Here is a 23,208-nt window from a genome sequence, read left to right on the forward strand (position 1 = left end):
TTCTTATGTGACACAGAAACGAAAACGGAGCACAAACTCAGGCTGCACCGTCGGGGATGAAGACGTAGCCGAGGCCCCACACGGTCTGAATGAAGCGCGGGCTGCCCGGATCCGGCTCGATCAGCTTGCGCAGACGCGAGATCTGCACGTCGAGGCTGCGGTCGAAGACCTCGTATTCACGGCCGCGTGCGAGTTCCATCAGCTTTTCGCGCGACAGCGGCTGACGCGGATGACGCGCGAATACCTTCAGCACCGAGAACTCACCGGTGGTGAGCGGAATTTCCTGGCCGGCCTTGGTCAGCGTGCGGGTGGCGAGATTCAGCGCGAACTCGCCGAACTCGAAGACCTCGGTGGTCTCGGACGGAGCGCCGGGCAACTCGGACGGCGACTGGCGACGCAGCACCGCGTGAATGCGCGCGACCAGTTCGCGCGGATTGAACGGCTTGGGCAGATAGTCGTCGGCACCCATCTCGAGGCCGACGATGCGATCGACATCCTCACCCTTGGCCGTCAGCATGATGATCGGCGTGCGGTCGTTGCTGCCGCGCAGTCGCCGGCAGATCGACAGGCCGTCCTCACCGGGCAGCATCAGATCGAGCACCAGCAGATCGAAGCGCTCGCGCACCCAGAGCTTGTTCATTGACGGCGCATTTTCGGCGACGTAGACGTTGAAGCCTTGTTCGCCGAGGTAGCGGCGCAGAAGATCGCGCAGGCGTGGATCGTCGTCGACGACGAGGATTTTCGAAGGGTTTTTGGTTTCCATGGTCGGCATCTTAGCGCGATTAGAAAGTGGTGCGCGGTTACACCATTTCTGGGGTTACAGTCGGTTACAAAATTTACCCGCGGTGTGGCGCGACGTAAAGTATGCGCGTTTAGACTGCTTTACTGAATGCGGCTGTTCGGTGGATACTTCACTCGACAAAACTCTCGCACCCGGCTGTTACCGGGGTTTGTATACGCATCTGAGGTAGCCGGTTGCCGCGCCACGAAGGGAACAACATGAAGGGAGGGGTTTGGCCAAACGTGCGCCTGAGCGTGATTGCACTGGCGGTTGCCGGTACGCTGGCAGGCACACTGGGCCCGACGCTCGCTCATGCGCAGCCGTCCGCGGATAGAGCGGCGAGCGAGCATGCGCCCCGCTTGGGCAATGGCAGAACCAGCCGCCACAACCCGAGCATCGATCGCCCTGCCTCTGACGCGATGCTGCGCACCGCGGTTCCCCCCGATCTCGATCAACGTCGCCGCGACGGGCATATGACGCCCGAAGAGCGTCGGCTGTTGCGGCAGCACATCGAAGACGCCGTGCGCGAGTTGTACAAGCGTTAATCCCAGCGCGCGCATTGCCGCGTGAAAAATCCCGTTGCATCTTCAGCGTCCACTTTCTGATCCGCTGCTCCGCTGCTCCGTTGAGTCGCCAGCGCCGGCGCGTTTTTGTGCGCGTCTTCGTGCATACAGGCGCCTCGGCTCACGATGTCACGCTACTCACGAGCGCGCCGCGAAGCGATATCGCGACCTCCCGACTGTATTGGAGCCGATCCCAACGCGCGCCGAGCGCAACGCATGGACGCCGGATCAGCGTCACATCTCCGACACGCAGGACCCGGCACGCGTCGAGCCGATCGCCATGCAGTTTCGCGCGAGCGGTTATGACATCGAGGTGACGCTACGCGCGCTCTTTTCTCAGCGATGCGTTCTGGAGCGATGGCAATCGCGCGGTGCTGGTGAAGTCGCCGGTCGAGTTCGTGATCGGCGCGCTGCGCGCATTCGCTGTCGGCTACGACGACACGGCGCCGTTCGCCGCGCAGATACGCGCGCTCGGCGAGAACCTGTTCTATCCGCCGAACCTGTCGCATTTCCGTTCGATCGAGATCTGGGATACCGCGTCACGCTCCGACCGATATCTGCGCGACGGCTGGCTCACGCGCGCGTTCGCGATGAGGCCGGTGCCCATCGGTTTCGCGGCCGACAGCGTCGTGATCGGCAGCGCCGAAATCGGGCCGCTCGCAAACGGCGCGCGCGATCGCGCTGGTCAATCCCGCGCAGTTCGTCAGGGCCTCTCGACTCGCGATGTCAGTGTCCTTGCACGAGCGCAATCCCGCGCTCGCGCCTCTTCTCGACGTCGAAAACGACATCGTGAAACCGGCCGGTCGGCTGCGTGCGACGCAAGGGCAGCCTCAGTTGAAGACCGCGTTTCCGGGCGGCGCGTTCGGCAGTTCGATCAAAACGGCAATGCAGGTGCTGGCCGCTTCGGACACGCTGAAGATGGCTGGCGCCGGACGCGCGCCACTGGAGCAGCCGTTGAGCGGGCAGGGCGTGGCCGTGACACGGCTAACGCTGAACGGTTTCGATACGCACCAGAACCAGCCGGGACAACAGGCCGAGTTGCTCAAACAGTTCGCGCAAGGGATGGTGGCGATGCAGGCCGCGCTCGTCGAGTTGGGCCGGTGGAACGATACGCTCGTGATGACGTACGCGGAATTCGCGCGCCGTCCGCGCGAGAACCAGAGTAGCGGCACCGATCACAGCACGGTGGCGCCGCACTTCGTGACGGGCGGTCGCGTGCAGGGCGGTTTGTTTGGCGTGCCGCCGATGCTTGCGCGGCTCGATGGGAATGGCAACCTGCCGGTCGGCGTGGATTTTCGCCAGCTTTATGCGACGGTGCTCGGGCCCTGGCGGGGGTTGGACGCGCCTGCGATTCTGCAGCAGCGGTTCGAGCCGCTGCCGTTGCTGCGGGCGTGAGCGCTGGGCGCTGGGCGCGAATCGACGCGCCCGGCGCTCAGGCTACTTCGCGCGCCACGCGATCCATAGCTTGCGGATCGGCGTCAACGCGATGCGTTGATGCAGCACGTGATAACCGTCGTGCTCGATTTCATCGAGCAACGCCAACGCGAGCGCCGCGAGCGCGAGCAGCGTGCGCTGCGCGCGCCGCGCGCTGGCGGGCACCGCGGCGAGCGCGGTCTGCACCGCGTCGCGCGCGCGATTCGTTTCGAACCGCATCAGCTCGGTGAAAGCGTCGGTGTATTTGCGGTTGATCAGATCGGCGGCGGTGACGTTGTAGCGTTGCATCTCGTCGATCGGAACGTAGATGCGGCCGTGCCGGGCATCGTTGCCGGTTTCGGCGACGAACTGCGCGAGCATCAGCGCCTCGCCGAGCGGAGCGGCCCACGCCGACGCATGCGCGGCATCGTCGGCCGATCCGGTTGCAGCCGCGCGCGACACCAGCGAAGCAAAATTGCCACCGACACCCTGCACATAGCGCCGCAGGTTCGGATAGTCGAGATAGCGTGCCTGGTCGAGATCCATCTCGAAGCCCGCGAGCAGTTCCTGCAGAGCCCGACATTCGGCCTGCGCGTCGGGCAGATAGGCCGCGAGTGCCTTGGACACCGGATGCGACGGCGAGCCGGCGGCCAGCGCGGCAATTTCTTTCTGCCACCACGCGAGCTTCGTGCGGCCGACCGCCGGATCGCTCGTCTCCTTGACCGTTTCCTCGAACTCGCGACGCAATGCGAAGAGCGCCGTCAACAGCGGCTGACTGGCGGCGCGCGCCTGGCGAAGCGCATAGTAGGTGCTCGATCCTGGGGGCGCCGCTTTCTGCTGGCAATAGTCGTCGAAATTCACGGGATGAGAGTGTGGGGAAGGACTGGCGAGAAGGGCGCCGACGTCCGTCGCGGCGCCCGTCTCGACGAGCCGAAAATTGTAGCATCGGCGTCGCGCGCGCAGATACCGCCGGGTGCAGACAAGCGCGAATCAATCGGTTAGAATCTCGCGCTTACGCTTTCGGGCACGTGTTCAGCGCGCTTGGGAGTGCACAGGACAATCGGGCGCGACGCATTGCGGCGTACCCGGCTGCGAGGGTGGCGAAATTGGTAGACGCACCAGGTTTAGGTCCTGACGCCCGCAAGGGTGTAGGGGTTCGAGTCCCCTCCCTCGCACCACTTATTGGTAGTCAAGAAAAACCCCGTCAAGTCTTTGGACCGACGGGGTTTTTTCTTTTTTGCGCGGTCTTCTGAAAGGCCTCAGTGTTGCTCCGCTGCCTTTCATCGCGACCGCGCGACTCAGGCACCCGGCGTTCCCGGCGCTTCCTGCGAGCCCGGCAATTCCGCTTGCGCGGCGCCTTCGAGGAAACGGCGCGTCGACTCGAACGCCTGCAGCATCTGGTCCGGCCATGGCGTTTGCAGCATCACCGCCTGATGATTTTCAAATGCCGACGACAGCAGTTTCGCCAGTTCCGGCGAACGAAGATGACGCAGTACGACGCTGACCGCGATCGCGCTCGCCTGGCTCGCGCCGGCGGTCTGGAGTTCCGACGCGGTGAGTGCCGCGACCTGTTTGTTGATGTCCACTGAAGCGTCCCTGGATGAAAAAGAGGGTGAAGGCGCGTTGGCCGAGGCTCAATTTTGACACGCGCCGCCCAATGCCGTGAAACGGCGCTTTTCAAACACGGCCGGTTCGCCGCGCGCTATCACTCCCGCGCGTTCATGGCACGGATCACCTTGTCGAGCGCCGCGCCGAACGCGGCCCTTTCCTCTTCGTCGAGGCACTCGAACATATCGCCGTTCCACTTGCGCGCGATCGGCATCACTTTGCGATAGAGCGCGCGGCCTTCCTGCGTCAGCGAGACCAGCACGACGCGGCCGTCCGCGGCGCTCGCTTCGCGCTGCACGAGTCCCTGCCGGATCAGCGCTTCGGCCGCGCGACTCGCCTGGCTTTTGTCGAGATTGGCATGGCGTGCCAACTCCATGATCGAGAACGGTCCGAACGATCCCACCGTCGCAATCACCCGCGCTTCGGGCAGCGTCACGTCGAGCTTCGCCGCGTAGCGCGCGCTGATGCCGCGCTCGGCCAGTTTGTTCAGTACATGCAGACGATACGTGAGGAACTGCTCGAGCCCGGCTTTGGCGGAGTCCTTCATGGTCACCCCGTGATGAGTGGAACGGTCGTGGCGCTGTGATTGTTGCGGCAACCGTTTCGCGGGTCAACGCACGCCGTATTTCAGGCGCGTCAGCTGCTCGGCTTCGTTGGCGAGCAGGCGCGCCGCATCGCGAATCGCGACGTCGAGCGTGATCGGCCCCGGCGCCGGAGAAAAGCAGCCGCCGAAGTATTCGGCAAGACGCGGCAGCGCGGCGGGGTCGATCGCGCCGGACAGCAGCGTGGCGGGCACGCCCGCGGCACGCGCATGCGCGCAGGCGATGAACGGCGCCTTGCCGTGCAGCGTCTGTACGTCGGAACGGCCTTCACCGGTGATCAGCCAGTTGGCGCCCGTGAGCGCGGCGTCGAGGCCGATTTGCCGCGCGACGGTTTCCGCGCCCGGCTCGAACTGCGCGCCGAGCATGTGCAATGCGAAGCCGAGGCCGCCCGCCGCGCCCGCGCCCGGCAGGTCACGCGCCGTGCGGCCGAGCGCGGCTTCGAGCAGATCGGCGAAGCGCGCGAGCGCCGCGTCGATCGGCGCGACCTGTTCTGGCTTCACGCCTTTTTGCGGACCGAAGATCGCGGTCGCACCGTGCGCGCCGGTCAACGGATTGTCGACGTCCGACATGCCGACGAACTGCGTGTCGGCAAGCCGCGCGTCGAGCAGCGACGCATCGACCCGCGCGACGCCCGCAAGCTGCTCGGGTGTGCCTTCGAGTACGTTGCCTTGCGCGTCGAACAGTTGCAAGCCGAGGCCAGTCAGCAGGCCGGCGCCGCCGTCGTTCGTGCTGCTGCCGCCGAGCGCGACGAAAAAGCGCCGCACGCCGGCATCAAGCAGCGCGCGAATCGCTTCGCCCACGCCGCGCGTGCTGCGCGCCTCGACCGGCACGCCCATGCCGACGGGGTCCGTAATGCCGACGATTTCCGCCGTTTCGATGATGGCGCTGCCGTCCGTGAGCAGGCCCGTCAGCGCTGCGCGCGTCGGACCGGCCGCGCCGCGCACGCTAAGCGTGCGGCGCTCGCCGCCGCTCGTGAGCATTGCGTCGAGCGTGCCTTCGCCGCCGTCGGCCATCGGGCAGATGCGCACGCTCGCGTCGGGGCGTGCGCGCTGGACGCCGGATGCGATCGCTTGCGCGACCTGTTCCGCGCTGAGCGAGCCTTTGAATGAATCGGGAGCGACGACGACGACAGGCGAGGACGACGAATTCGGCATGGTGTCTCTGAGAGGTTTGAGTCGTTGTAAGCGGTTGCTGGAGCGGATGAAGCGACCGGCTGCTGGTGACCGGCGGTGGCGGCCCGACCGAGTGCGTTAGCTTATCAGCATGGGGGCGTCGGCTGAATATGTCGAAAGGCATAGGCGGGATCGCGGGCACGACGCGTCGGCCGCGAGCGGGTGCGAGCGTCCACGCGAACGTTCTGTTGCATGACTAAAGAGCGCCGAGGAACGCATGACGCTAACCGGATAGCGATGCCAGCGGCAAATCGCGCTCGCTGTGTCAAAACTAACCGAAAATGGCCCTCAAAACGCCCGGAATGCAGGGAAAGCTCGATGCAATCATCGAATCCCGGCTAGGCGCGCAAATAGTTTGCTAAAATATTCGGCTCTTTGGACTCAACCGTGCTGCCGACGGCCTGCAAGCCCGCGGCGCAGGTGCGTGATCGATGCAATCGGCGCAAATCGATGCGAAGCGACATCGACGGGCAGCACGGAGAAGATAACTGATTCGCTCGAATAATTTTAGGACGATTGAAGCCATGGCTAACGTTGTTGAAAACCTCGGCAAGCTCGAACGCCGCGTGACGATTTCCCTGCCGAAGGATGCCGTGCAGAAGGAAGTGGATTCGCGTATCCGTCAACTCGCGAAGAACGTGCGCATGCCGGGTTTCCGCCCGGGCAAGGTGCCGCTCAAGATGGTGACGCAACAGTATTCGGGCCAGGTGGAAGCCGAAGTGCTGAGCGACAAGGTCGGCAAGGAATTTTTCGACATCAGCCGCACCGAAAACCTGCGTGTCGCGGGTCAGCCGAGCTTCGCGCCGAAGACCGACGCTGGTGAAGGCAGCTACGCGTTCGACGCGACCTTCGAGGTGTATCCGGAAGTGAAGCTGGGCGACGTCGCCACGGCTGAAATCGAGCGCACCATGACCAGCATCAGCGAAGCGGAAATCGACCGCACGCTGGACATCCTGCGCAAACAGCGTGTGCACTTCCACGCTCGCGGCGAGGCAGGCGAGCACGGCGACGGCGGCGCGGACACGGCCGCCAAAGACGGCGACCGCGTGACGGTCGACTTCGTCGGCAAGATCGACGGTGAAGCATTCCAGGGCGGTAGCGCCGAAGACTTCGGCTTCATCCTCGGCGAAGGCCGCATGCTGCCGGAATTCGAAAAAGCGGCGCTCGGCTTGAAGGTCGGCGAAGCGAAGGAATTCGACCTGACGTTCCCGGACGACTACCACGGCAAGGAAGTGGCGGGCAAGACGGCGCAATTCACGATCACGATGAAGAAGATCGAATGGCCGCATCTGCCGGAAGTCGACGGCGAATTCGCGAAATCGCTCGGCATCGAAGACGGCGATCTGACCAAGATGCGCGCTGAAATCAAGGACAACCTCGAGCGCGAAGCGAAGCGCCGCACGCAAGCCATCGTCAAGAACCAGGTGATGGACGCACTGCTGAAAATCTCGGAGCTCGACGTCCCGAACGCGCTGATCGAGCAGGATCAGGAGCGCCTCGTCGCGATGGCTCGCCAGGATCTGGAACAGCGCGGCGTGCCGAACGCGAAGGACGCGCCGATCCCGGCCGCGATGTTCAAGGAGCAGGCCGAGCGCCGCGTCAAGCTGGGTCTCGTGCTGGCCGAACTGGTGAAGTCGAACGAACTGCAGGCGAAGCCGGAGCAGATCCGTGCCGAAGTCGATGAATTCGCGAAAAGCTACGAAGACCCGAAGGAAGTCGTCCGCTGGTATTATTCCAACCAGCAACGTCTTGCTGAAATGGAAGCGTATGTCGTTGAAGCCAACGTCGTCGACTTCGTTCTCAGCAAGGCCAAGGTGACGGACAAGGAAGTGAGCTTCGAGGAACTGGCAAGCGCAACGGCGCAAGCGTAAGCGTCGCTGCAACGGCGTGCCGGCTGTCGGAGCGACCGACGGCCGGCACGCCGTTTTTTTGTGCCATGAATCTGTGTGACGTACCGGATCCGGTCGTGCGGCCCACACGAAGACGGCACTTGAATACGGGCTCGTCGCACCAACCTGTGTCCAGCAGCTAATATTCAGAATATTTCCAGACAAGGATCCATTGCATGACCTTTCGCGCCCAAATGCTGGACACGTTGACCTCCCAGTCGTCCCGGGATCTCGAAGCGCAGGCACTCGGTCTGGTGCCGATCGTCGTGGAAACGAGCGGTCGGGGCGAGCGCTCCTATGATATTTATTCGCGTCTGCTGAAGGAACGCATCGTGTTCCTCGTGGGCGAAGTGAACGACCAGACGGCCAATTTGGTGGTTGCGCAGATGCTGTTTCTGGAAAGCGAGAATCCGGACAAGGACATCTACTTCTACATCAACAGTCCGGGCGGCTCCGTGTCTGCTGGTATGGCGATCTACGATACGATGCAGTTCATCAAGCCGGACGTCTCGACGCTGTGCATGGGGCTTGCGGCGAGCATGGGCGCGTTCCTGCTCGCGGCCGGTGCTAAGGGCAAGCGTTTCGCGCTGCCGAATTCGCGCGTGATGATTCATCAGCCGCTCGGCGGCGCGCGCGGCCAGGCATCGGACATTGAAATCCAGGCGCGTGAAATCCTGTACCTGAAGGATCGGCTGAATCATCTGCTCGCGCACCACACCGGTCAGCCGGTCGAACGTATCGCGCGTGACACCGACCGTGACAATTTCATGTCCGGCGATGACGCGCAGGCGTACGGCCTCGTCGACCAGGTGGCGCACAAGCGTCCCTGATCTGGTACGGTTTTGCCATGCTGTTTTGCCCACTGTTGCGGCAAAACCGTCATCGGGTCGGTTGTGAATGTTCAACTTCCGTCCGGGCGTCTGCGGCAAGCGCCGTTATCGTGCTCACTAGCCCTGCCGCACCCAAACTGCGTGGCGGGGGCAAACGGCGTATTATCTAATCCGGTGTCCGGAGGCTCACACATCTATGGCGGACAAGAAAGGTTCTAACAGCGAAAAGCTGTTGTATTGCTCGTTTTGCGGCAAGAGCCAGCATGAGGTCAAGAAACTGATTGCTGGCCCGTCGGTATTCATCTGCGATGAATGTATCGATCTGTGCAACGAAATCATTCGTGACGAGGCTGCAGGCGCGGGCATCGAGGCCGGCTTGTCCAAGTCGGATCTGCCGACCCCGCAGGAAATCCGCGAAATTCTCGACCAGTACGTGATCGGTCAGGAGCGCGCGAAAAAGATCCTCGCGGTCGCGGTCTACAACCACTACAAGCGCCTCAAGCATCTCGACAAGAAGGACGAAATCGAGCTGTCCAAGAGCAACATCCTGCTGATCGGCCCGACCGGCTCCGGCAAGACGCTGCTTGCGCAGACGCTCGCGCGCCTTCTGAACGTGCCATTCGTGATTGCCGACGCGACCACGCTGACGGAAGCCGGCTATGTCGGCGAAGACGTCGAGAACATCATTCAGAAGCTGCTGCAGAATTGTAATTACGAGGTGGACAAGGCCCAGCGCGGTATCGTCTACATCGACGAAATCGACAAGATCAGTCGCAAGTCCGACAACCCGTCCATCACACGCGACGTGTCGGGCGAGGGTGTGCAGCAGGCTCTGCTGAAGCTGGTCGAAGGCACGATGGCGTCGGTGCCGCCGCAAGGTGGCCGTAAGCATCCGAACCAGGACTTCATCCAGGTCGATACGACGAACATCCTGTTCATCTGCGGCGGTGCGTTCGACGGCCTCGAGAAGGTCATCGTCGATCGCACCGAGAAGACCGGCATCGGTTTCGGCGCGAGCGTGAAGAGCAAGCAGGACCGCGACGCCGGCGAAGTGCTGCGCGAAGTGGAGCCGGAAGATCTGATCAAATTCGGCCTGATTCCGGAGCTGATCGGCCGTCTGCCGGTGGTCGCCACGCTCGGCAAGCTCGACGAAGCGGCGCTGATGAAGATTCTCGTCGAACCGAAGAATGCGCTGGTCAAGCAGTATCACAAGCTGTTCAGCATGGAGCGCGTCGAACTCGAAATCCGTCCGGCCGCGTTGCAGGCCGTGGCGCGCAAGGCGATCCGCCGCAAGACGGGCGCGCGGGGCCTGCGTTCGATTCTGGAACAGGCGTTGCTTGATGTCATGTACGACCTTCCGCAAATGAAAGGTGTCAGCAAGGTCATCATCGACGACAACGTTATCGACGGCGACGGCAAACCGCTGCTGATCTACGAAGACGCGCCGAAGGTCGCGGGTTCGAACTGATCGGCTTTCGAGTTCTGCAAAAAGGCCGTTCATGGCGACGTGAACGGCTTTTTCGTTTATCGTGTGGTCAGGCTGGTTGTTCTCAACTATGGAGTCACTGAACCTTCGGAGTCACTGAACTTTTCCCACACGCGGAGGCTTGCAATATTTTCTGCTGGCCTCACCTATCGAACGAACTGATTCCACTCATGGGGAAATGAAATGTCAGGAACCCAACTCCTCCCGCCGGAACGCATTACGCTGCCGCTGCTCCCGCTGCGCGACGTAGTCGTTTTCCCGCACATGGTGATTCCGCTCTTCGTAGGCCGCCCGAAGTCGATCAAGGCTCTCGAAGCAGCGATGGAAGGCGGCAAGCACATCATGCTCGTCGCCCAGAAGACGGCTGCGAAAGATGAGCCGACCGAAAAGGACATGTACGAAGTAGGGTGTATCGCCAACATCCTGCAGATGCTGAAGCTGCCCGACGGTACCGTGAAGGTGCTCGTCGAAGGCTTGCAGCGCGCGAAGACGCTTTCCATCGAAGAACAGGAAACGCAGTTCTCGTGCGAAGTCATGCCGCTCGAACCTGACCACGCCGACAGCGCTGAAACCGAAGCGCTGCGTCGCGCGATCGTGTCGCAGTTCGACCAGTATGTGAAGCTGAACAAGAAGATCCCGCCGGAGATCCTGACCTCGCTGTCGGGTATCGACGAGGCAGGGCGTCTCGCCGACACGATCGCGGCGCATTTGCCGCTCAAGCTCGACCAGAAGCAACACATCCTCGAGATGTTCCCGGTGATCGAGCGGCTCGAGCATCTGCTCGCGCAACTCGAAGCCGAGATCGACATCCTGCAGGTCGAAAAGCGTATCCGCGGGCGCGTGAAGCGTCAGATGGAGAAGAGTCAGCGCGAGTACTACCTGAACGAACAGGTCAAAGCGATCCAGAAGGAACTCGGCGAAGGCGAAGAAGGTGCGGATCTCGAAGAACTCGAGAAGCGGATCACGGCCGCCCGCATGCCGAAGGAAGCGAAGAAGAAGGCCGACGCCGAGCTGAAGAAGCTCAAGCTGATGTCGCCGATGTCGGCGGAAGCGACGGTCGTGCGCAACTACATCGACACGCTGATCGGCTTGCCGTGGCGCAAGAAGAGCAAGGTCAACAACGACCTGTCGAATGCGGAGCGCGTGCTCGACGAAGACCACTTCGGTCTCGAGAAAGTGAAGGAACGCATTCTCGAGTATCTCGCGGTCCAGCAACGTGTCGACAAGGTCAAGGCGCCGATCCTGTGCCTGGTGGGGCCTCCGGGCGTCGGTAAGACTTCGCTCGGTCAGTCGATCGCGCGCGCGACGAACCGCAAGTTCGTGCGCATGGCATTGGGCGGCGTGCGTGACGAAGCCGAGATTCGTGGCCACCGTCGCACGTACATCGGTTCGATGCCGGGCAAGATCCTGCAAAGCCTGACCAAGGTCGGCGTGCGCAATCCGCTCTTCCTGCTCGACGAAGTCGACAAGATGGGTCAGGATTTCCGCGGCGATCCGTCGTCGGCCCTGCTGGAAGTGCTCGATCCGGAACAGAACCACACGTTCGCCGACCACTACGTCGAAGTCGACTTCGATCTGTCGGACGTGATGTTCGTGGCGACGTCGAACTCGCTGAACATTCCGCCGCCGCTGCTCGACCGGATGGAAGTGATTCGTCTGTCCGGTTATACCGAAGACGAGAAGGTCAGCATCGCGCAGCGTTATCTGCTGCCGAAGCAGAAGAAGAACAACGGCCTCAAGGATGGCGAGGTCGATGTGACGGAAACTGCGATCCGCGACATCATTCGCTACTACACGCGCGAAGCGGGCGTCCGCTCGCTCGAGCGTGAAATTTCGAAGATCTGCCGCAAGGTCGTGAAGATGCTTCTGCTGAAGAAGGCGGAAGGCGCGGTGAAGGTCGACGGCAGCAACCTCGACACGTTCCTCGGCGTGCGCAAGTACGACTTCGGTCTGGCCGCGAAGGAAAATCAGGTGGGCCAGGTCACGGGTCTCGCGTGGACGGAAGTGGGCGGCGATCTGCTGACCATCGAAGCCGCGGTGATGCCGGGCAAGGGCAATGTGATCCGCACGGGTTCGCTCGGCGACGTGATGAAGGAATCCGTCGAAGCGGCGCGCTCGGTCGTGCGTTCGCGTTCGCGTCGTCTTGGCATCAAGGACGAAGCGTTCGAGAAGCAGGACATTCACATCCACGTGCCGGAAGGCGCAACGCCGAAAGATGGTCCTTCGGCTGGTATCGCGATGACGACCGCGCTGGTGTCGGTGTTGACCGGTATTCCGGTGCGCGCCGATGTCGCGATGACGGGCGAAATCACGCTGCGTGGCGAAGTTCTGCCGATCGGCGGCCTGAAGGAAAAGCTGCTGGCGGCGCATCGCGGTGGCATCAAGCTGGTGCTGATTCCGGAAGAAAACGTCAAGGACTTGACGGAGATTCCGGACAACGTGAAGAACGCGATCGAAATCGTGCCGGTCCGCTGGATCGACAAGGTGCTCGAACTTGCGCTCGAGCGTGTACCGCAGGCGTTACCGGAAGAAGAACCGAAGCCCTCGGCGCCGGTTGGGGCTGAGCCGGGCAAGGATGCAGCGACGGACGTCGTCAAGCACTAAGGTTCGATGCGCATCAGAATGCGCTGACGCCAAAGCATTCTGCAGCGGTGTCGTTCGCTGCAGCAAAAAACCCGCGGTCAAGAGCCGCGGGTTTTTTTTGCCCGCGCGGCTTCGTCGCCAGGCCGCATCGCCAGTCTTTCCGCTGCAACATACTGTGACAAAAGCGCCCCTCTAAAATAACGCCGATCAGGCTCAACCCCGGTTGACACAAGGGTTTCGGCCGCTTCTAATGAGGCGGCCTGGCGTTCGCGCCGGCCGCGTGGCGGGAGGTGCTGGAAAGCACTGTCACGATTGCCAATAAATATTCACGGGGGTTTGAATGAACAAGACGGAATTGATCGATCACATCGCACAGCAAGCCGACATTTCGAAGGCCGCGGCGGGCCGTGCGCTCGATGCAGTCATCGCGGGCGTCAAAAACACGTTGAAGAAGGGCGGATCTGTGACGTTGGTCGGCTTTGGCACGTTCGCGGTCGGCAAGCGCACCGCGCGCACCGGACGCAATCCGCGCACGGGCGCCGCGATCAAAATCAAGGCAGCAAAAGTTCCTAAATTTAGGCCTGGCAAAGCTCTGAAGGATGCGCTAAACTAGTGCGCTTGCTGCTTGAGAATTGCTTAACCCGACTGCATGAACGATTCACGGGGAGGGCAGCGGCAACGCAGAAAACACATCAAGCACTGAATCACGAAACGGGTGCTTAGCTCAGTTGGTAGAGCGGCGCCCTTACAAGGCGTAGGTCGGGAGTTCGAGCCTCTCAGCACCCACCAGTTTCAGGTTCGGCTGCAGTGTTTCCAGTCGCAAAAGTGCAGTATAAGGAGTGGTAGTTCAGTCGGTTAGAATACCGGCCTGTCACGCCGGGGGTCGCGGGTTCGAGTCCCGTCCACTCCGCCAGTATCCACGAAAGGCGAACTCCGGTTCGCCTTTTTTGTTGCCCGCTGTTGTAAGATCGGGCGTTCTGTTTTTGGCACCCCTCACGCATGCTCGATTTTTTCCGCAATCACCAACGCCTGATGATGTTCATGCTCATCCTCGTCATTTTGCCGGGGTTGGGTTTCGTGGGTATTCAGGGTTTCCGCGGCTTCTTTGACGAAAGTGCAAACGTCGCGAGTGTCAACGGTCACAAGATCACCCGTGTCGAATACGACGACGCGATGCGCCAGCAGATCGACCGCGGGCGTCAGATGCTCGGCGCGAAGTTCGACATGAAGTCGTTCGACACGCCGGAGCGCCGTCGCCAGATGCTCGACGGCATGATCGAGCAGCGTGTGCTTGCCGACGAAACGCAGCGTCTGCATCTGAGCGCATCGGACGAAGCGGTGCGCCGCGCGCTGCTGTCCGATCCGGTGATCTCGTCGCTGAAGAATCCCGACGGGTCGATCGACCTCGACCGCTACAAGCAACTGCTCGCGATGCAGGGCATGACGCCCGATCAGTACGACGAGCGCGTGCGCTACAACCTCGCTATGCAACAACTGCCCGCGAGCATCGAGGCGAGCGCGTTCACGTCGAAGACGCTCGCGCAGCACTTGACCGAGCTCGCGCAGCAGCAGCGTGAAGTGCAGGGCATCGCGTTCCATCCGCACGATTACGCGGCGAAGATCCAGCCGACCGATGCGCAACTGCAAGCGTACTACGACGCGCATCGCAACGACTTCGCGACGCCCGCTACGGCGACGATCCAGTACCTGGTGATGTCGCCGGCCGCGCTGAGCGCATCGGTGCAGCCGAGCGACGCGGACCTGAAGAAGTACTACGACGACAACATCGCCCACTTCCGCACCGAAGGCGAAGTGCGCGCGAGCCATATCCTGATCGCGGCACCGAAGGACGCGAGCGCGGCCGACAAGGCCAAAGCGAAGCAGAAGGCCGAGGAGTTGCTCGCGCAGCTCAAGGCGCATCCGGACCAGTTCGCGCAGATCGCGCGGCAGAACTCGCAGGATCCGGGTTCGGCATCGAAGGGTGGCGATCTCGGTTACTTCGGCCGCGGCATGATCGCGGGCGGCCAGGCGTTCGACGACGCGGTGTTCGCGCTGAAGAAGGACGAAATCAGCGGCATCGTCCAGACCGACTTCGGTTTCCACATCATCAAGGTCACCGATGTAAAGCCGGCGGTCACGAAGTCGTTCGACGAAGTGAAGGACCAGATCGCCAGGGAGCTGAAGACGCAACTGGCGAGCAAGGCATTCACCGACAGTTCGGAAGGTTTCACGTCGCTCGTCTATGAAAAGGCCAAGAGCCTGCAGCCGGCTGCTGACAAATTCAAGCTGCAGATCCAGACCGCGACGGTCACGCCGCAGCCGGATCCGAAGCTGCCGCCCGACAGCCCGCTGAACAACCCGAAGTTCCTCGCAGCCGTGTTCGCGAACGACTCGGTATCGGCGCACAACAATACGCAGGCCATCGACGTCGGCAACAACACGCTGATCGCTGCGCGCGTGACCGACTACAAGCCCGCTGCCGTGCCCGCATTCGACGCGGTGAAGGACGCGGTGCGTCAGAAGGTGATCGCCGTGCAGGCGAACGAAGCAGCGCACAAGGACGGCGTCGCGAAACTGGCCGAGTTCGAGAAGTCGAAGGCGACTGCCGGTTTCTCGTCGCCGCTGAAGGTGTCGCGCAATGACGCGCAGGGCGTGCCACCTGCCGCACTGAGCGCAATCTACAAGGTCGATGCGCAAAAGTTGCCGGCCTACGTCGGTGTCGATCTCGGCGACGACGGCTATGCGATCTATCGCGTGAACCAGATCGTGCAGCCCGCGGCCACCGACGCGCAGCATCTCGCTGCCGCGCAGCAGCAGATCGCGCAGGTGGACGCGCAGTCGGAGACCGAAGCCTATCTGAAAGCGCTGCGCGAGCGCTCGAAGGTGAAGTTCTACGGTACGCTCGACAGCGCCACCCAGCCGGCCGATCAGTAAGCCGCAGTAAGCATTACCTGCTCGTCCAAAAGCAAGCCCCGCATTTGCGGGGCTTTTTTTATCTACAGCCAGGTGGCAGCTTTACAGACAGCCGCTGATCGCGCCGGTGGCGTTGCCACCGCCAGCGCCGCCGGCGCGAAAGCCGACCCACGTGCCCTTACCGCTATACGAAGGACGGACCACCGCGGCCGCGCCGTTGGGCGGCTGCTGGCCCGGGACGTAGACGTCCATGGCCTGATCGTTGGCGAGGATGTTTTGCGAGATCACCTGTTGTTGCGAACTATCCGCCCATTTCTGCGCGATGCAGGTTGCGACGGCGCGAGGCGGCTGCTGGCTTTGACCCACCGACTGAACGCCGGCCGGCGGTTGAGCCGCGCAGGCCGAGATGGCAATGGTCAAAGCGATTAACGGTAAATATTTCAACGTTATCTCCTCAGAAGTCGCTCAAGAATGAGCCGGGTGGCAGGGATTGCCCATATGTCGAACGGCTCGGCGATCCATGTTCCCCCAGGTTCCGGAAACAAGTCGTTAGCAGGTCTTTCAGTGCGGCGAACTTGTGCGAAGAAGTGGCTTGACAGCGGGCCACACGTTGTTGAGTAGCAGCGGCTGTGCCTGCTGCGTTGGGTGGAGCTGATCGGCCTGGAACATGTCCGGTTTATCCGCGATGCCGGCGAGAAGAAACGGCACGAGCGGCACATGGAACTCCTTCGACAGCTGGCCGTAGAGGCCGTGGAACTTTTGCGTATAGTCGGGGCCGTAATTGGGCGGCACGTACATGCCGACGAGCACGACCTTCGCGTGGCCTTGCTGCGCCTGTTCGATGATCGTGCGCAGGTTGTCCTCGGTCGTCGAGAGCGGCACGCCGCGCAACGCGTCGTTGGCGCCGAGCTCGACGATCACGATGCTCGGTTTGAGCCGTTCCATCAGCGCGGGCAGACGCGCGCGTCCGCCGCTCGTCGTGTCGCCGCTGATGCTCGCATTGGCGACGCTATAATCGATGCGCTCTTCGGCCAGACGCTGACGCATCAACGCGACCCAGCCCGTATCGCGGGGCAGCCCGTACTCAGCGGAGATGCTGTCGCCGAGCACGACGATCACCGGCTTTGCGGGTTCGGGCGTATTCGCCGCGTGAGCCCGCAACGGTAACGAAACCAGCGCGGCGGCCCTCCATCATGGTCGCGCCGAATGCCGCAGACAGCGCCGCGGCGCGAGGGGCGATGGCGCGCACTTTCAACCTACGCTTCACCATGCCAAACAGAACTGATCCAGTCATTGAAGTGCGGGGCTTGTGCAAGAGGGTTAAGGATGCTGCGGGCGAACTGACGATTCTCGATGACATCGATCTTGCCATCGATGCCGGCAGCAGCGTCGCGATCGTCGGTGCATCCGGGTCGGGCAAGTCTACGCTGCTCGGCTTGCTCGCGGGATTGGACAGTGCCAGCGCGGGCTCGGTTCGGCTGCTCGGGCGCGAACTCGGCGAGCTCGACGAAGACGGCCGCGCCGCGTTGCGCAGCGGCGCGGTCGGCTTCGTGTTCCAGTCGTTTCAGTTGATGCCGCATCTGACCGCGCTCGAAAACGTCACGTTGCCGCTCGAACTGCAAGGCGGCATCGGCACACGCGAGGCCGCCGCGCGTGCGCGTGAACTGCTCGAACAGGTTGGGCTCGGGCAGCGTACCGGTCATTATCCGAAGCTGCTGTCGGGCGGCGAGCAGCAGCGCGTCGCGCTCGCGCGCGCGTTCGTCACGCGCCCGGCGATCCTGTTCGCCGACGAACCCACCGGCAGTCTCGACGCGGCCACCGGCCACGCGGTGATCGATCTGATGTTCGAGATGAATCGCGCGCACGGCGCGACGCTCGTGCTCGTGACACACGACATCGAACTCGCGCGGCGTTGCGATACGACGGTGACGATCGAAGCGGGGCGGCTCGCTTGATGGCCCGGCCGATCGCGGGCTTGCACGCGCGTACCTCGAGCATGTCGTCGTCGAAGCAAAAACAAAGCGGGCCGTAGCCCGCTTCGTTCTGTTTGTGGCGCGTTATCGCCCGCTATCGTGCGCTCCAGACTTCCATTCAGCGCTTCAACGCAGCCCGGGCCCGCGCGATCAGCGCCGACGTCGACGAGTCATGCTTCTTCACGTCGGCACTCGCCGCGCCCAGATCGGCCTCGACCACCTTGCCGAGAATCTTGCCGAGTTCGACGCCCCACTGATCGAACGGGTTGATGTTCCACACCGACGCCTGCACCAGCACCTTGTGCTCATAAAGCGCGATCAACGCGCCGAGCGTGCGCGCGGTCAACGCGTCGAGCAGCAGCGTCGCGGTGGGGCGGTTGCCGGGGAACGTCAGGTGCGGTGCGAGTTCCGGCTTGTCGGGGCCGGCCACTTTCTTCGCTTCCTCGAGCGTGCGACCGAGCATCAACGCTTCGCTCTGCGCGAAGCAGTTCGCGAGCAGCTTCGGATGATGGCTCGCGAGCGGATGCTCGGGCGTCAGCAGCGCGATGAAATCGATCGGCACGATCGTCGGGCCCTGGTGCAGCATCTGGAAAAACGCGTGCTGACCGTTCGTGCCCGGCTCGCCCCACGTGACTGCGGAAGTCGCATAGTCGACGAACGCGCTGTCGAGACGCGCGGACTTGCCGTTGCTCTCCATTTCGAGCTGCTGCAGATACGACGGCAGGAAATGCAGCGCCTGCGAATACGGCGCGACCAGATAGCTCTGCGAGCCGAAGAAGTTGCGATACCAGATGCCGATCATGCCGAGCAGCACCGGCAGGTTCCTGTCGAGCGGCGCGGTGCGGAAGTGCTGGTCCATCTCGTTGGCGCCGGCGAGCAGCTCGTCGAACTGTTGCGGACCTACCGCGATCATGATCGATAGACCGACGGCCGACCACAGCGAGTAGCGTCCGCCGACCCAGTCCCACATCGAGAACACGTTCTCTTGCGCGATGCCGAACTTGACGACTTCGGCGGTATTGGCCGACACACCGACGAAGTGCTTCGCCAGCGCGCTTTCCGGGCAGCCTTTCTGGATGAAAAAGTCGCGCAGCGAGCGCGCGTTGGTCATCGTCTCCAGCGTCGTGAAAGTCTTCGACACGATGATCGCGAGCGTCTCTTCGGGATCGATCTGCTGCATCACGTTGTACAGATCGGCGCCGTCCACGTTCGACACGAAGTGCGTCGAGATCTCGGGCGTCGCGAGATGATGCAATGCGTGCACGACCATCTTCGGCCCTAGATCCGAGCCGCCGATGCCGATGTTGACGACATGACGGATCCGCTTGCCGGTGTAGCCGGTCCATGCGCCGCTGCGGACCTGCTCGGCGAACGCGGCCATTTTCTTGCGCTCGGCCTGCACTTCGGCGAAGAACGGCGCCTTCGGGTCGGTTGCGCGCAAGGCCGTGTGCAGCGCGGCGCGGCCTTCGGTCGGGTTGACGACCTCGCCCGCGAACATCGCGTCGCGGCGCTTCTCGACGCCGGCTTCGCGGGCGAGTTGCACGAGCAGTTGCAGGGTTTCGTCGGTGATGCGGTGCTTCGAGAAATCGGCTGAGAGACCGCCGCCCGCGAACGTGAAGCGTTCGGCGCGCGTGGGAGCGGGATCGTTCTCGGGGGCGAACCAGTCGCGCAGATGCGCATCGCGAATCGTGTCGTAATGCGTCTGCAGCGAGGACCAGGAGGGGAGCGAGTTCTGGGTCATAGCGTCCGTCTAACCAAGGGGCACGAAGGAAGGCGCGCGCATGAAGCGTGGCCGAGAATGATGCGGCGATGCAGTCGGAGCGATGCCACGCGGCCCGGATCGGGACAGGTGCCGACGATACTTCGCGAAGCGGGCGAACTTCGCGAACACGCGAGGCGGCGCCCGCGCCCGCTGGAGTATCGCCGCGACCCGCGATCGATCCGACGCGCGGCGCAGGCAATCAGTATAGCGGGGATGCGCGACGGGCAGCAGGGCGTTGCGCGCGCTCGCAATGATTGGGATCGCGATGTTTCATCGGTGTGACGAGCGCCGCGAACGCGATTCGTATTCAGAGCAATCGCGCGCGTCAAGCAAGCGGCGCTGAATAGAACAGCCGGTTCAACAAGGTACGCACCATCGGTGCCAGCTCGCCGGCCGTCAGCCCGGCGGGGCCGTGGCCCTGCGCGGTCAGCGTATCGGCGGCGAGGCCGTGCAGATAGACGCCCGCGAGCGCCGCCTCGAAGCGTGGCAGATGCTGCGCGAGCAGCGCGCCGATGATGCCGCCGAGCACGTCGCCGGTGCCGCCCGTCGCGAGCGCGGCGTTGCCGGTCGGGTTCAGCGCGAGGCGGCCGTCGGGCGCGGCGATGATCGTGCCGACGCCCTTCAGCACGACGACGCTCGCAAAACGCGCCGCGAGCGCGCGTGCGGCCGCGAGACGGTCGCGTTGCACGCTCGCCGCATCGCTGCCAAGCAGGCGCGCCGCTTCGAGCGGATGCGGAGTGAAAATGCACGGATCGCCTTGCACGCCGCGCGCGGTGACTTCCGCGGCGAGCGCGGGATCCTTGGCGACCAGGTTCAGCGCGTCGGCATCGAACAGCTTGGGCACGTCGAGTTGCAGCACGTCGTGCAGTACCCGCGTCGCGCGTTCGCCGTGCCCCATGCCGCAGCCGATCGCGAGTGCGTCCATCGAATCGAGCGGCAGCGTGTCGATCGGATGCAGCATCAGTTCGGGGTGCGGCGGATCGTAGGGCGGGGCGCCTTCGCCGAGCAGCGCGACGTGGACCTTGCCCGCGCCGGTGTAGAGCGCCGCGCGTGCCGCGAGAATCGGCGCGCCGCACATGCCGGTGTCGCCGCCGACCACCGCGAGGCTGCCGAAGGTGCCCTTGTTGGTCGCGAAGTTGCGTGGGGGCATGAAGGGGCCGAAGAGATCGGGCGCGCTGAGCTGGATCGCCGCACGTGAGGCGCTGGTGGCAGCGTCCTGGCTGCCCCCGTCGTTGATCCCTGCCACGAGCCCGATCGGTGCGACGGTCACTCGCCCGGCGAGATCACGGCCTTGCGCGGTGAAAAGCCCCGGCTTCGCGCCGATGAACGTGATCGTGTGCGTCGCATGGACCGCCGCCGCGCCGTTGCCGCCGATCACCGCGCCGGTGTCGCTGTCGAGCCCGCTGGGCACATCGAGCGCGAGCACGGCGCCTTGTGTCGGGCGCGCCTTCGTGCGCTGCGACACCTGCCGCGCGAGCGTCGCGAAGACGCCGTCGAGCGGCCGCGCGAGACCGATGCCGAACATACCGTCGACGAGCCAGCCATAGCCGTCGAGCGAGGCGGGCGGCGCCGCGTCGATCGGCACGCCGGCGGCGCGCGCGGCGTCGAGCGCCCAGCGCGCGTCGGCGGGCTTCACTTCAAGCGGCATACAGACTTCTACTGCGATGCCGGCCTTGTGCAGTTCCGTCGCGACGACCAGCGCGTCGCCGCCATTGTTGCCGGGGCCGGCGACCAGCCACGCGCGCTGCTGCGACTTCGTCACCGACGTATCCGCGGCGATCCGTTCGAGCAGCCAGCGCGCGGCCGCGTGACCGGCGCGCGCCATCAGCGTGTGCTCGGGCAGGGCCGCGGCGGCCTGGGATTCGGCGATCCGCAAGTCGGTCAGTGTCAGCAGCGGCAGCGCAAGCGGCTGCGAGTCGGTCAGCGGATCGAAAAGGGAGAGCAGCGAATTTTCTGCGTCTGTCATGGCGAAACCTGGCGGTGCGCCCGCGGCGCGGCGGGCAGACTTTGGAATCGCTATGTTAGTGCCGATAGGCGCACGGCGTGCGGCTGTTTCGGTGCGCGCGGCGGAAGCGGCGCGATGAACGCGGGGTATCGACAGCGGGCTGTCAGCCCGCCATACCCGCCTGGAACCGCACGAAACCTTACTGGAACCGCTCCGGCCTCAATGCAGCGAGCGTGTCTTGCGGCAACGTCGGCGTCTGTCCCGACATCAGCTGTGCAACGAGCTTGCCCGCGCCGCAGGCGAGACCCCAGCCGGCCGGGCCATGCCCGACGTTGATGAACAGCCGCGGATGCAGCGCGTTGCCGATCACCGGCAAGCCATCGGGCGACAGCAGTTTCACGCCTTCCCACGGCAGCGCCGCCGAAATGCGCGCGGCGCCCGGAATCCAGTCGTGCGTCGCCTGGCCGAGCAACGCGAGCGCCTCCTTGGTCAGCGCGTCGCCGAGCGGCTTGTCGATCTGGCTCGCGCTTTGCAGCACCGCGCCGCCCGCGATCCGCAGCCGATGGTTCATCCGGCTGATGCCGATGCGCTTGACCGCATCGACGATCGCGACGTGCGGCGCGCATTCCTCGTGCGCGATCGGCGCGACCAGAGAGTGCAGCCGCAGCGGATGCAGCGGCAGCCTGAGCCCCGCGCGTTCGAGCAGCGCGAGGCTGCCGTAACCGGCGGCGACCACGACGGCGTCGGCCTGGACCACGTCGATCTCGCGCGAGCGGGGCGCGCTGTCGCGCGGCGCCAGCTCGACCGCCGCGCGCTGACTGTCGAGACGAATGCCGGTCACCTCGCAGTTCGGCATGAACTGCACGCCGCCTTGGGTATCGAGCACCTGTTTGACGAGCTTGGTAAAAAGCGGACAGTTCGCGGTGCGCTCGTGCTCGAACAGCACGCCGCCGGCGAATTCAGGATCTGTGGGGACCGCATGCTCGAACGCCGCGCATTCGGCCGGGCTCAGCACGTGATGCGGTACCTCGAACCGGTGCAGCAGATCGAGCGCGGCTGCGTTCAGCTCCCATTCGTGCGCGCTGCGCACGAGGTTCAGCAGACCGCTCGCCTGTTCGAATTCGAGGCCGAAGCGGGCTTCGACGTCGGCCATCGCATCGCGCGAGGATTCGATCAGCGGCCGCAGCAGCGCGTACTGGCGCGCGAACGCCTCGGGTTCCTGCCATGCTCCGAGCTGCTTGATGAACTGCCGCGCGGCGCCGTTGAAGCCGGTCTTGCTGATCACGCCATTTTTCGCGTTGTAGCGGCTCGCCATGAAGGTCGGGCCGAACCAGACGTCGAGCGGCGTCGGCAGCACGTTGCCGCCTTGTCCGTAGGTGGCGCCTTGCGCGACGGTCGCGTGACGCTCGACGACGCATACCCGGTGGCCGGCCGCGCGCAGGTGATAAGCGGTGGCGACGCCCGCTATCCCGCCGCCAATGACGATGACATCCATGCTCTGATTCGATGTGCCGACGGGCGGCTCGCGCGCGGTCCCGCTGGCTGTGACATGCGGCGCGCCGCCGGGTGAAACCCGGGCCGCGTGCGCCGATCTGGTGAAACGCGAATGATAGCAGTCAAAACACCCGCGCGGCGACGCGACGGGCACCGCGGCGACGCCTCGCGCGGGCAGGCGCGGCCCGCCGCCC

19 protein-coding genes, 3 tRNA genes and 1 pseudogene are annotated in these 23,208 nt (G+C 63.8%); 13 read left to right on the top strand and 10 right to left on the bottom strand.

The window, feature by feature from the left end; translation table 11 throughout:
- Positions 1 to 37 precede the first annotated feature (37 nt).
- A complete protein-coding gene (gene ompR, locus OKW40_RS05980; RefSeq protein ID WP_006048917.1) occupies positions 38 to 772 on the bottom strand; it encodes a two-component system response regulator OmpR in 735 nt (244 codons plus the stop codon).
- A 227-nt stretch (positions 773 to 999) separates the two neighbouring features.
- Between ompR and OKW40_RS05985 the strand changes: the two genes are divergently transcribed.
- The 3 genes and pseudogenes from OKW40_RS05985 to OKW40_RS05995 all read left to right on the top strand — a co-directional run bounded on the left by OKW40_RS05985 (position 1,000) and on the right by OKW40_RS05995 (position 2,739).
- Entirely contained in the window at positions 1,000 to 1,326 is a 327-nt protein-coding gene (locus tag OKW40_RS05985; protein ID WP_184065017.1) for a hypothetical protein, read from the top strand.
- A gap of 395 nt (positions 1,327 to 1,721) precedes the next feature.
- Positions 1,722 to 2,051 (top strand): annotated as a pseudogene (locus tag OKW40_RS05990) (hypothetical protein); the annotation flags it as partial.
- A gap of 16 nt (positions 2,052 to 2,067) precedes the next feature.
- Positions 2,068 to 2,739 (top strand): DUF1501 domain-containing protein, encoded by a 672-nt coding sequence (locus OKW40_RS05995; RefSeq protein WP_429488715.1) that lies wholly within the window; start codon positions 2,068 to 2,070, stop codon positions 2,737 to 2,739.
- Positions 2,740 to 2,781: 42 nt separating this feature from the next.
- Here the strand turns inward: OKW40_RS05995 and OKW40_RS06000 are convergent, their stop codons facing one another.
- A complete protein-coding gene (locus tag OKW40_RS06000; RefSeq protein WP_429488717.1) occupies positions 2,782 to 3,618 on the bottom strand; it encodes a squalene/phytoene synthase family protein in 837 nt (278 codons plus the stop codon).
- 230 nt (positions 3,619 to 3,848) lie between these two features.
- Between OKW40_RS06000 and OKW40_RS06005 the strand changes: the two genes are divergently transcribed.
- Positions 3,849 to 3,935 (top strand) — tRNA-Leu (locus tag OKW40_RS06005).
- A gap of 120 nt (positions 3,936 to 4,055) precedes the next feature.
- On the opposite strand, the gene OKW40_RS06010 is transcribed toward OKW40_RS06005, so the two are convergent.
- The 3 genes from OKW40_RS06010 to OKW40_RS06020 form a co-directional block, all read right to left on the bottom strand.
- The gene (locus OKW40_RS06010; protein ID WP_184065023.1) at positions 4,056 to 4,343 is read right to left on the bottom strand and encodes a hypothetical protein; all 288 of its coding nucleotides are present in this window, start codon (positions 4,341 to 4,343) and stop codon (positions 4,056 to 4,058) included.
- A 119-nt stretch (positions 4,344 to 4,462) separates the two neighbouring features.
- Positions 4,463 to 4,912: a MarR family winged helix-turn-helix transcriptional regulator gene (locus OKW40_RS06015; protein WP_184063596.1), complete on the bottom strand. Its 450-nt coding sequence runs from the start codon at positions 4,910 to 4,912 to the stop codon at positions 4,463 to 4,465.
- Between the two features lie 63 nt (positions 4,913 to 4,975).
- Positions 4,976 to 6,121: a glycerate kinase gene (locus tag OKW40_RS06020; protein WP_429488719.1), complete on the bottom strand. Its 1,146-nt coding sequence runs from the start codon at positions 6,119 to 6,121 to the stop codon at positions 4,976 to 4,978.
- Positions 6,122 to 6,663: 542 nt separating this feature from the next.
- On the opposite strand from OKW40_RS06020, the gene tig reads away from it, so the two are divergent.
- The 8 genes from tig (at position 6,664) to OKW40_RS06060 (ending at position 15,861) form a co-directional block, all read left to right on the top strand.
- On the top strand, positions 6,664 to 8,010 hold the full coding sequence (gene tig / locus OKW40_RS06025; RefSeq protein WP_429355495.1) for a trigger factor: 1,347 nt from the start codon (positions 6,664 to 6,666) through the stop codon (positions 8,008 to 8,010).
- A gap of 194 nt (positions 8,011 to 8,204) precedes the next feature.
- A complete protein-coding gene (gene clpP, locus OKW40_RS06030; protein WP_013089401.1) occupies positions 8,205 to 8,858 on the top strand; it encodes an ATP-dependent Clp endopeptidase proteolytic subunit ClpP in 654 nt (217 codons plus the stop codon).
- A 196-nt stretch (positions 8,859 to 9,054) separates the two neighbouring features.
- Positions 9,055 to 10,326, top strand: coding sequence for an ATP-dependent Clp protease ATP-binding subunit ClpX (clpX, locus tag OKW40_RS06035; protein WP_013089402.1), 1,272 nt, complete (start codon positions 9,055 to 9,057; stop codon positions 10,324 to 10,326).
- 201 nt (positions 10,327 to 10,527) lie between these two features.
- Positions 10,528 to 12,948 (top strand): endopeptidase La, encoded by a 2,421-nt coding sequence (gene lon, locus OKW40_RS06040; RefSeq protein ID WP_018418078.1) that lies wholly within the window; start codon positions 10,528 to 10,530, stop codon positions 12,946 to 12,948.
- A 319-nt stretch (positions 12,949 to 13,267) separates the two neighbouring features.
- A complete protein-coding gene (locus OKW40_RS06045; protein ID WP_018418077.1) occupies positions 13,268 to 13,540 on the top strand; it encodes an HU family DNA-binding protein in 273 nt (90 codons plus the stop codon).
- A 100-nt stretch (positions 13,541 to 13,640) separates the two neighbouring features.
- Positions 13,641 to 13,716, top strand: a tRNA-Val gene (locus tag OKW40_RS06050).
- A gap of 47 nt (positions 13,717 to 13,763) precedes the next feature.
- A tRNA-Asp gene (locus OKW40_RS06055) sits at positions 13,764 to 13,840 on the top strand.
- Positions 13,841 to 13,926: 86 nt separating this feature from the next.
- Entirely contained in the window at positions 13,927 to 15,861 is a 1,935-nt protein-coding gene (locus OKW40_RS06060; protein ID WP_429488721.1) for a SurA N-terminal domain-containing protein, read from the top strand.
- 81 nt (positions 15,862 to 15,942) lie between these two features.
- Here the strand turns inward: OKW40_RS06060 and OKW40_RS06065 are convergent, their stop codons facing one another.
- Together OKW40_RS06065 and OKW40_RS06070 are read right to left on the bottom strand one after the other, a co-directional pair.
- Complete coding sequence (locus tag OKW40_RS06065; RefSeq protein ID WP_090804745.1) at positions 15,943 to 16,284, bottom strand: hypothetical protein; 342 nt, start codon at positions 16,282 to 16,284, stop codon at positions 15,943 to 15,945.
- Between the two features lie 117 nt (positions 16,285 to 16,401).
- On the bottom strand, positions 16,402 to 17,001 hold the full coding sequence (locus OKW40_RS06070; RefSeq protein ID WP_429488723.1) for an arylesterase: 600 nt from the start codon (positions 16,999 to 17,001) through the stop codon (positions 16,402 to 16,404).
- Positions 17,002 to 17,108: 107 nt separating this feature from the next.
- Between OKW40_RS06070 and OKW40_RS06075 the strand changes: the two genes are divergently transcribed.
- Positions 17,109 to 17,795 (top strand): ABC transporter ATP-binding protein, encoded by a 687-nt coding sequence (locus tag OKW40_RS06075; protein WP_026225394.1) that lies wholly within the window; start codon positions 17,109 to 17,111, stop codon positions 17,793 to 17,795.
- A 136-nt stretch (positions 17,796 to 17,931) separates the two neighbouring features.
- Here the strand turns inward: OKW40_RS06075 and pgi are convergent, their stop codons facing one another.
- The 3 genes from pgi to OKW40_RS06090 form a co-directional block, all read right to left on the bottom strand.
- Entirely contained in the window at positions 17,932 to 19,554 is a 1,623-nt protein-coding gene (gene pgi, locus OKW40_RS06080; RefSeq protein ID WP_429488725.1) for a glucose-6-phosphate isomerase, read from the bottom strand.
- Positions 19,555 to 19,900: 346 nt separating this feature from the next.
- Positions 19,901 to 21,541, bottom strand: coding sequence for an NAD(P)H-hydrate dehydratase (locus OKW40_RS06085; protein ID WP_429488727.1), 1,641 nt, complete (start codon positions 21,539 to 21,541; stop codon positions 19,901 to 19,903).
- Positions 21,542 to 21,719: 178 nt separating this feature from the next.
- A complete protein-coding gene (locus OKW40_RS06090; RefSeq protein ID WP_429488729.1) occupies positions 21,720 to 23,015 on the bottom strand; it encodes an FAD-dependent oxidoreductase in 1,296 nt (431 codons plus the stop codon).
- Positions 23,016 to 23,208 lie beyond the last annotated feature (193 nt).

Origin of the sequence: Paraburkholderia sp. RAU6.4a, assembly GCF_050435625.1 — a bacterium.
Classification (GTDB): domain Bacteria; phylum Pseudomonadota; class Gammaproteobacteria; order Burkholderiales; family Burkholderiaceae; genus Paraburkholderia; species Paraburkholderia tuberum.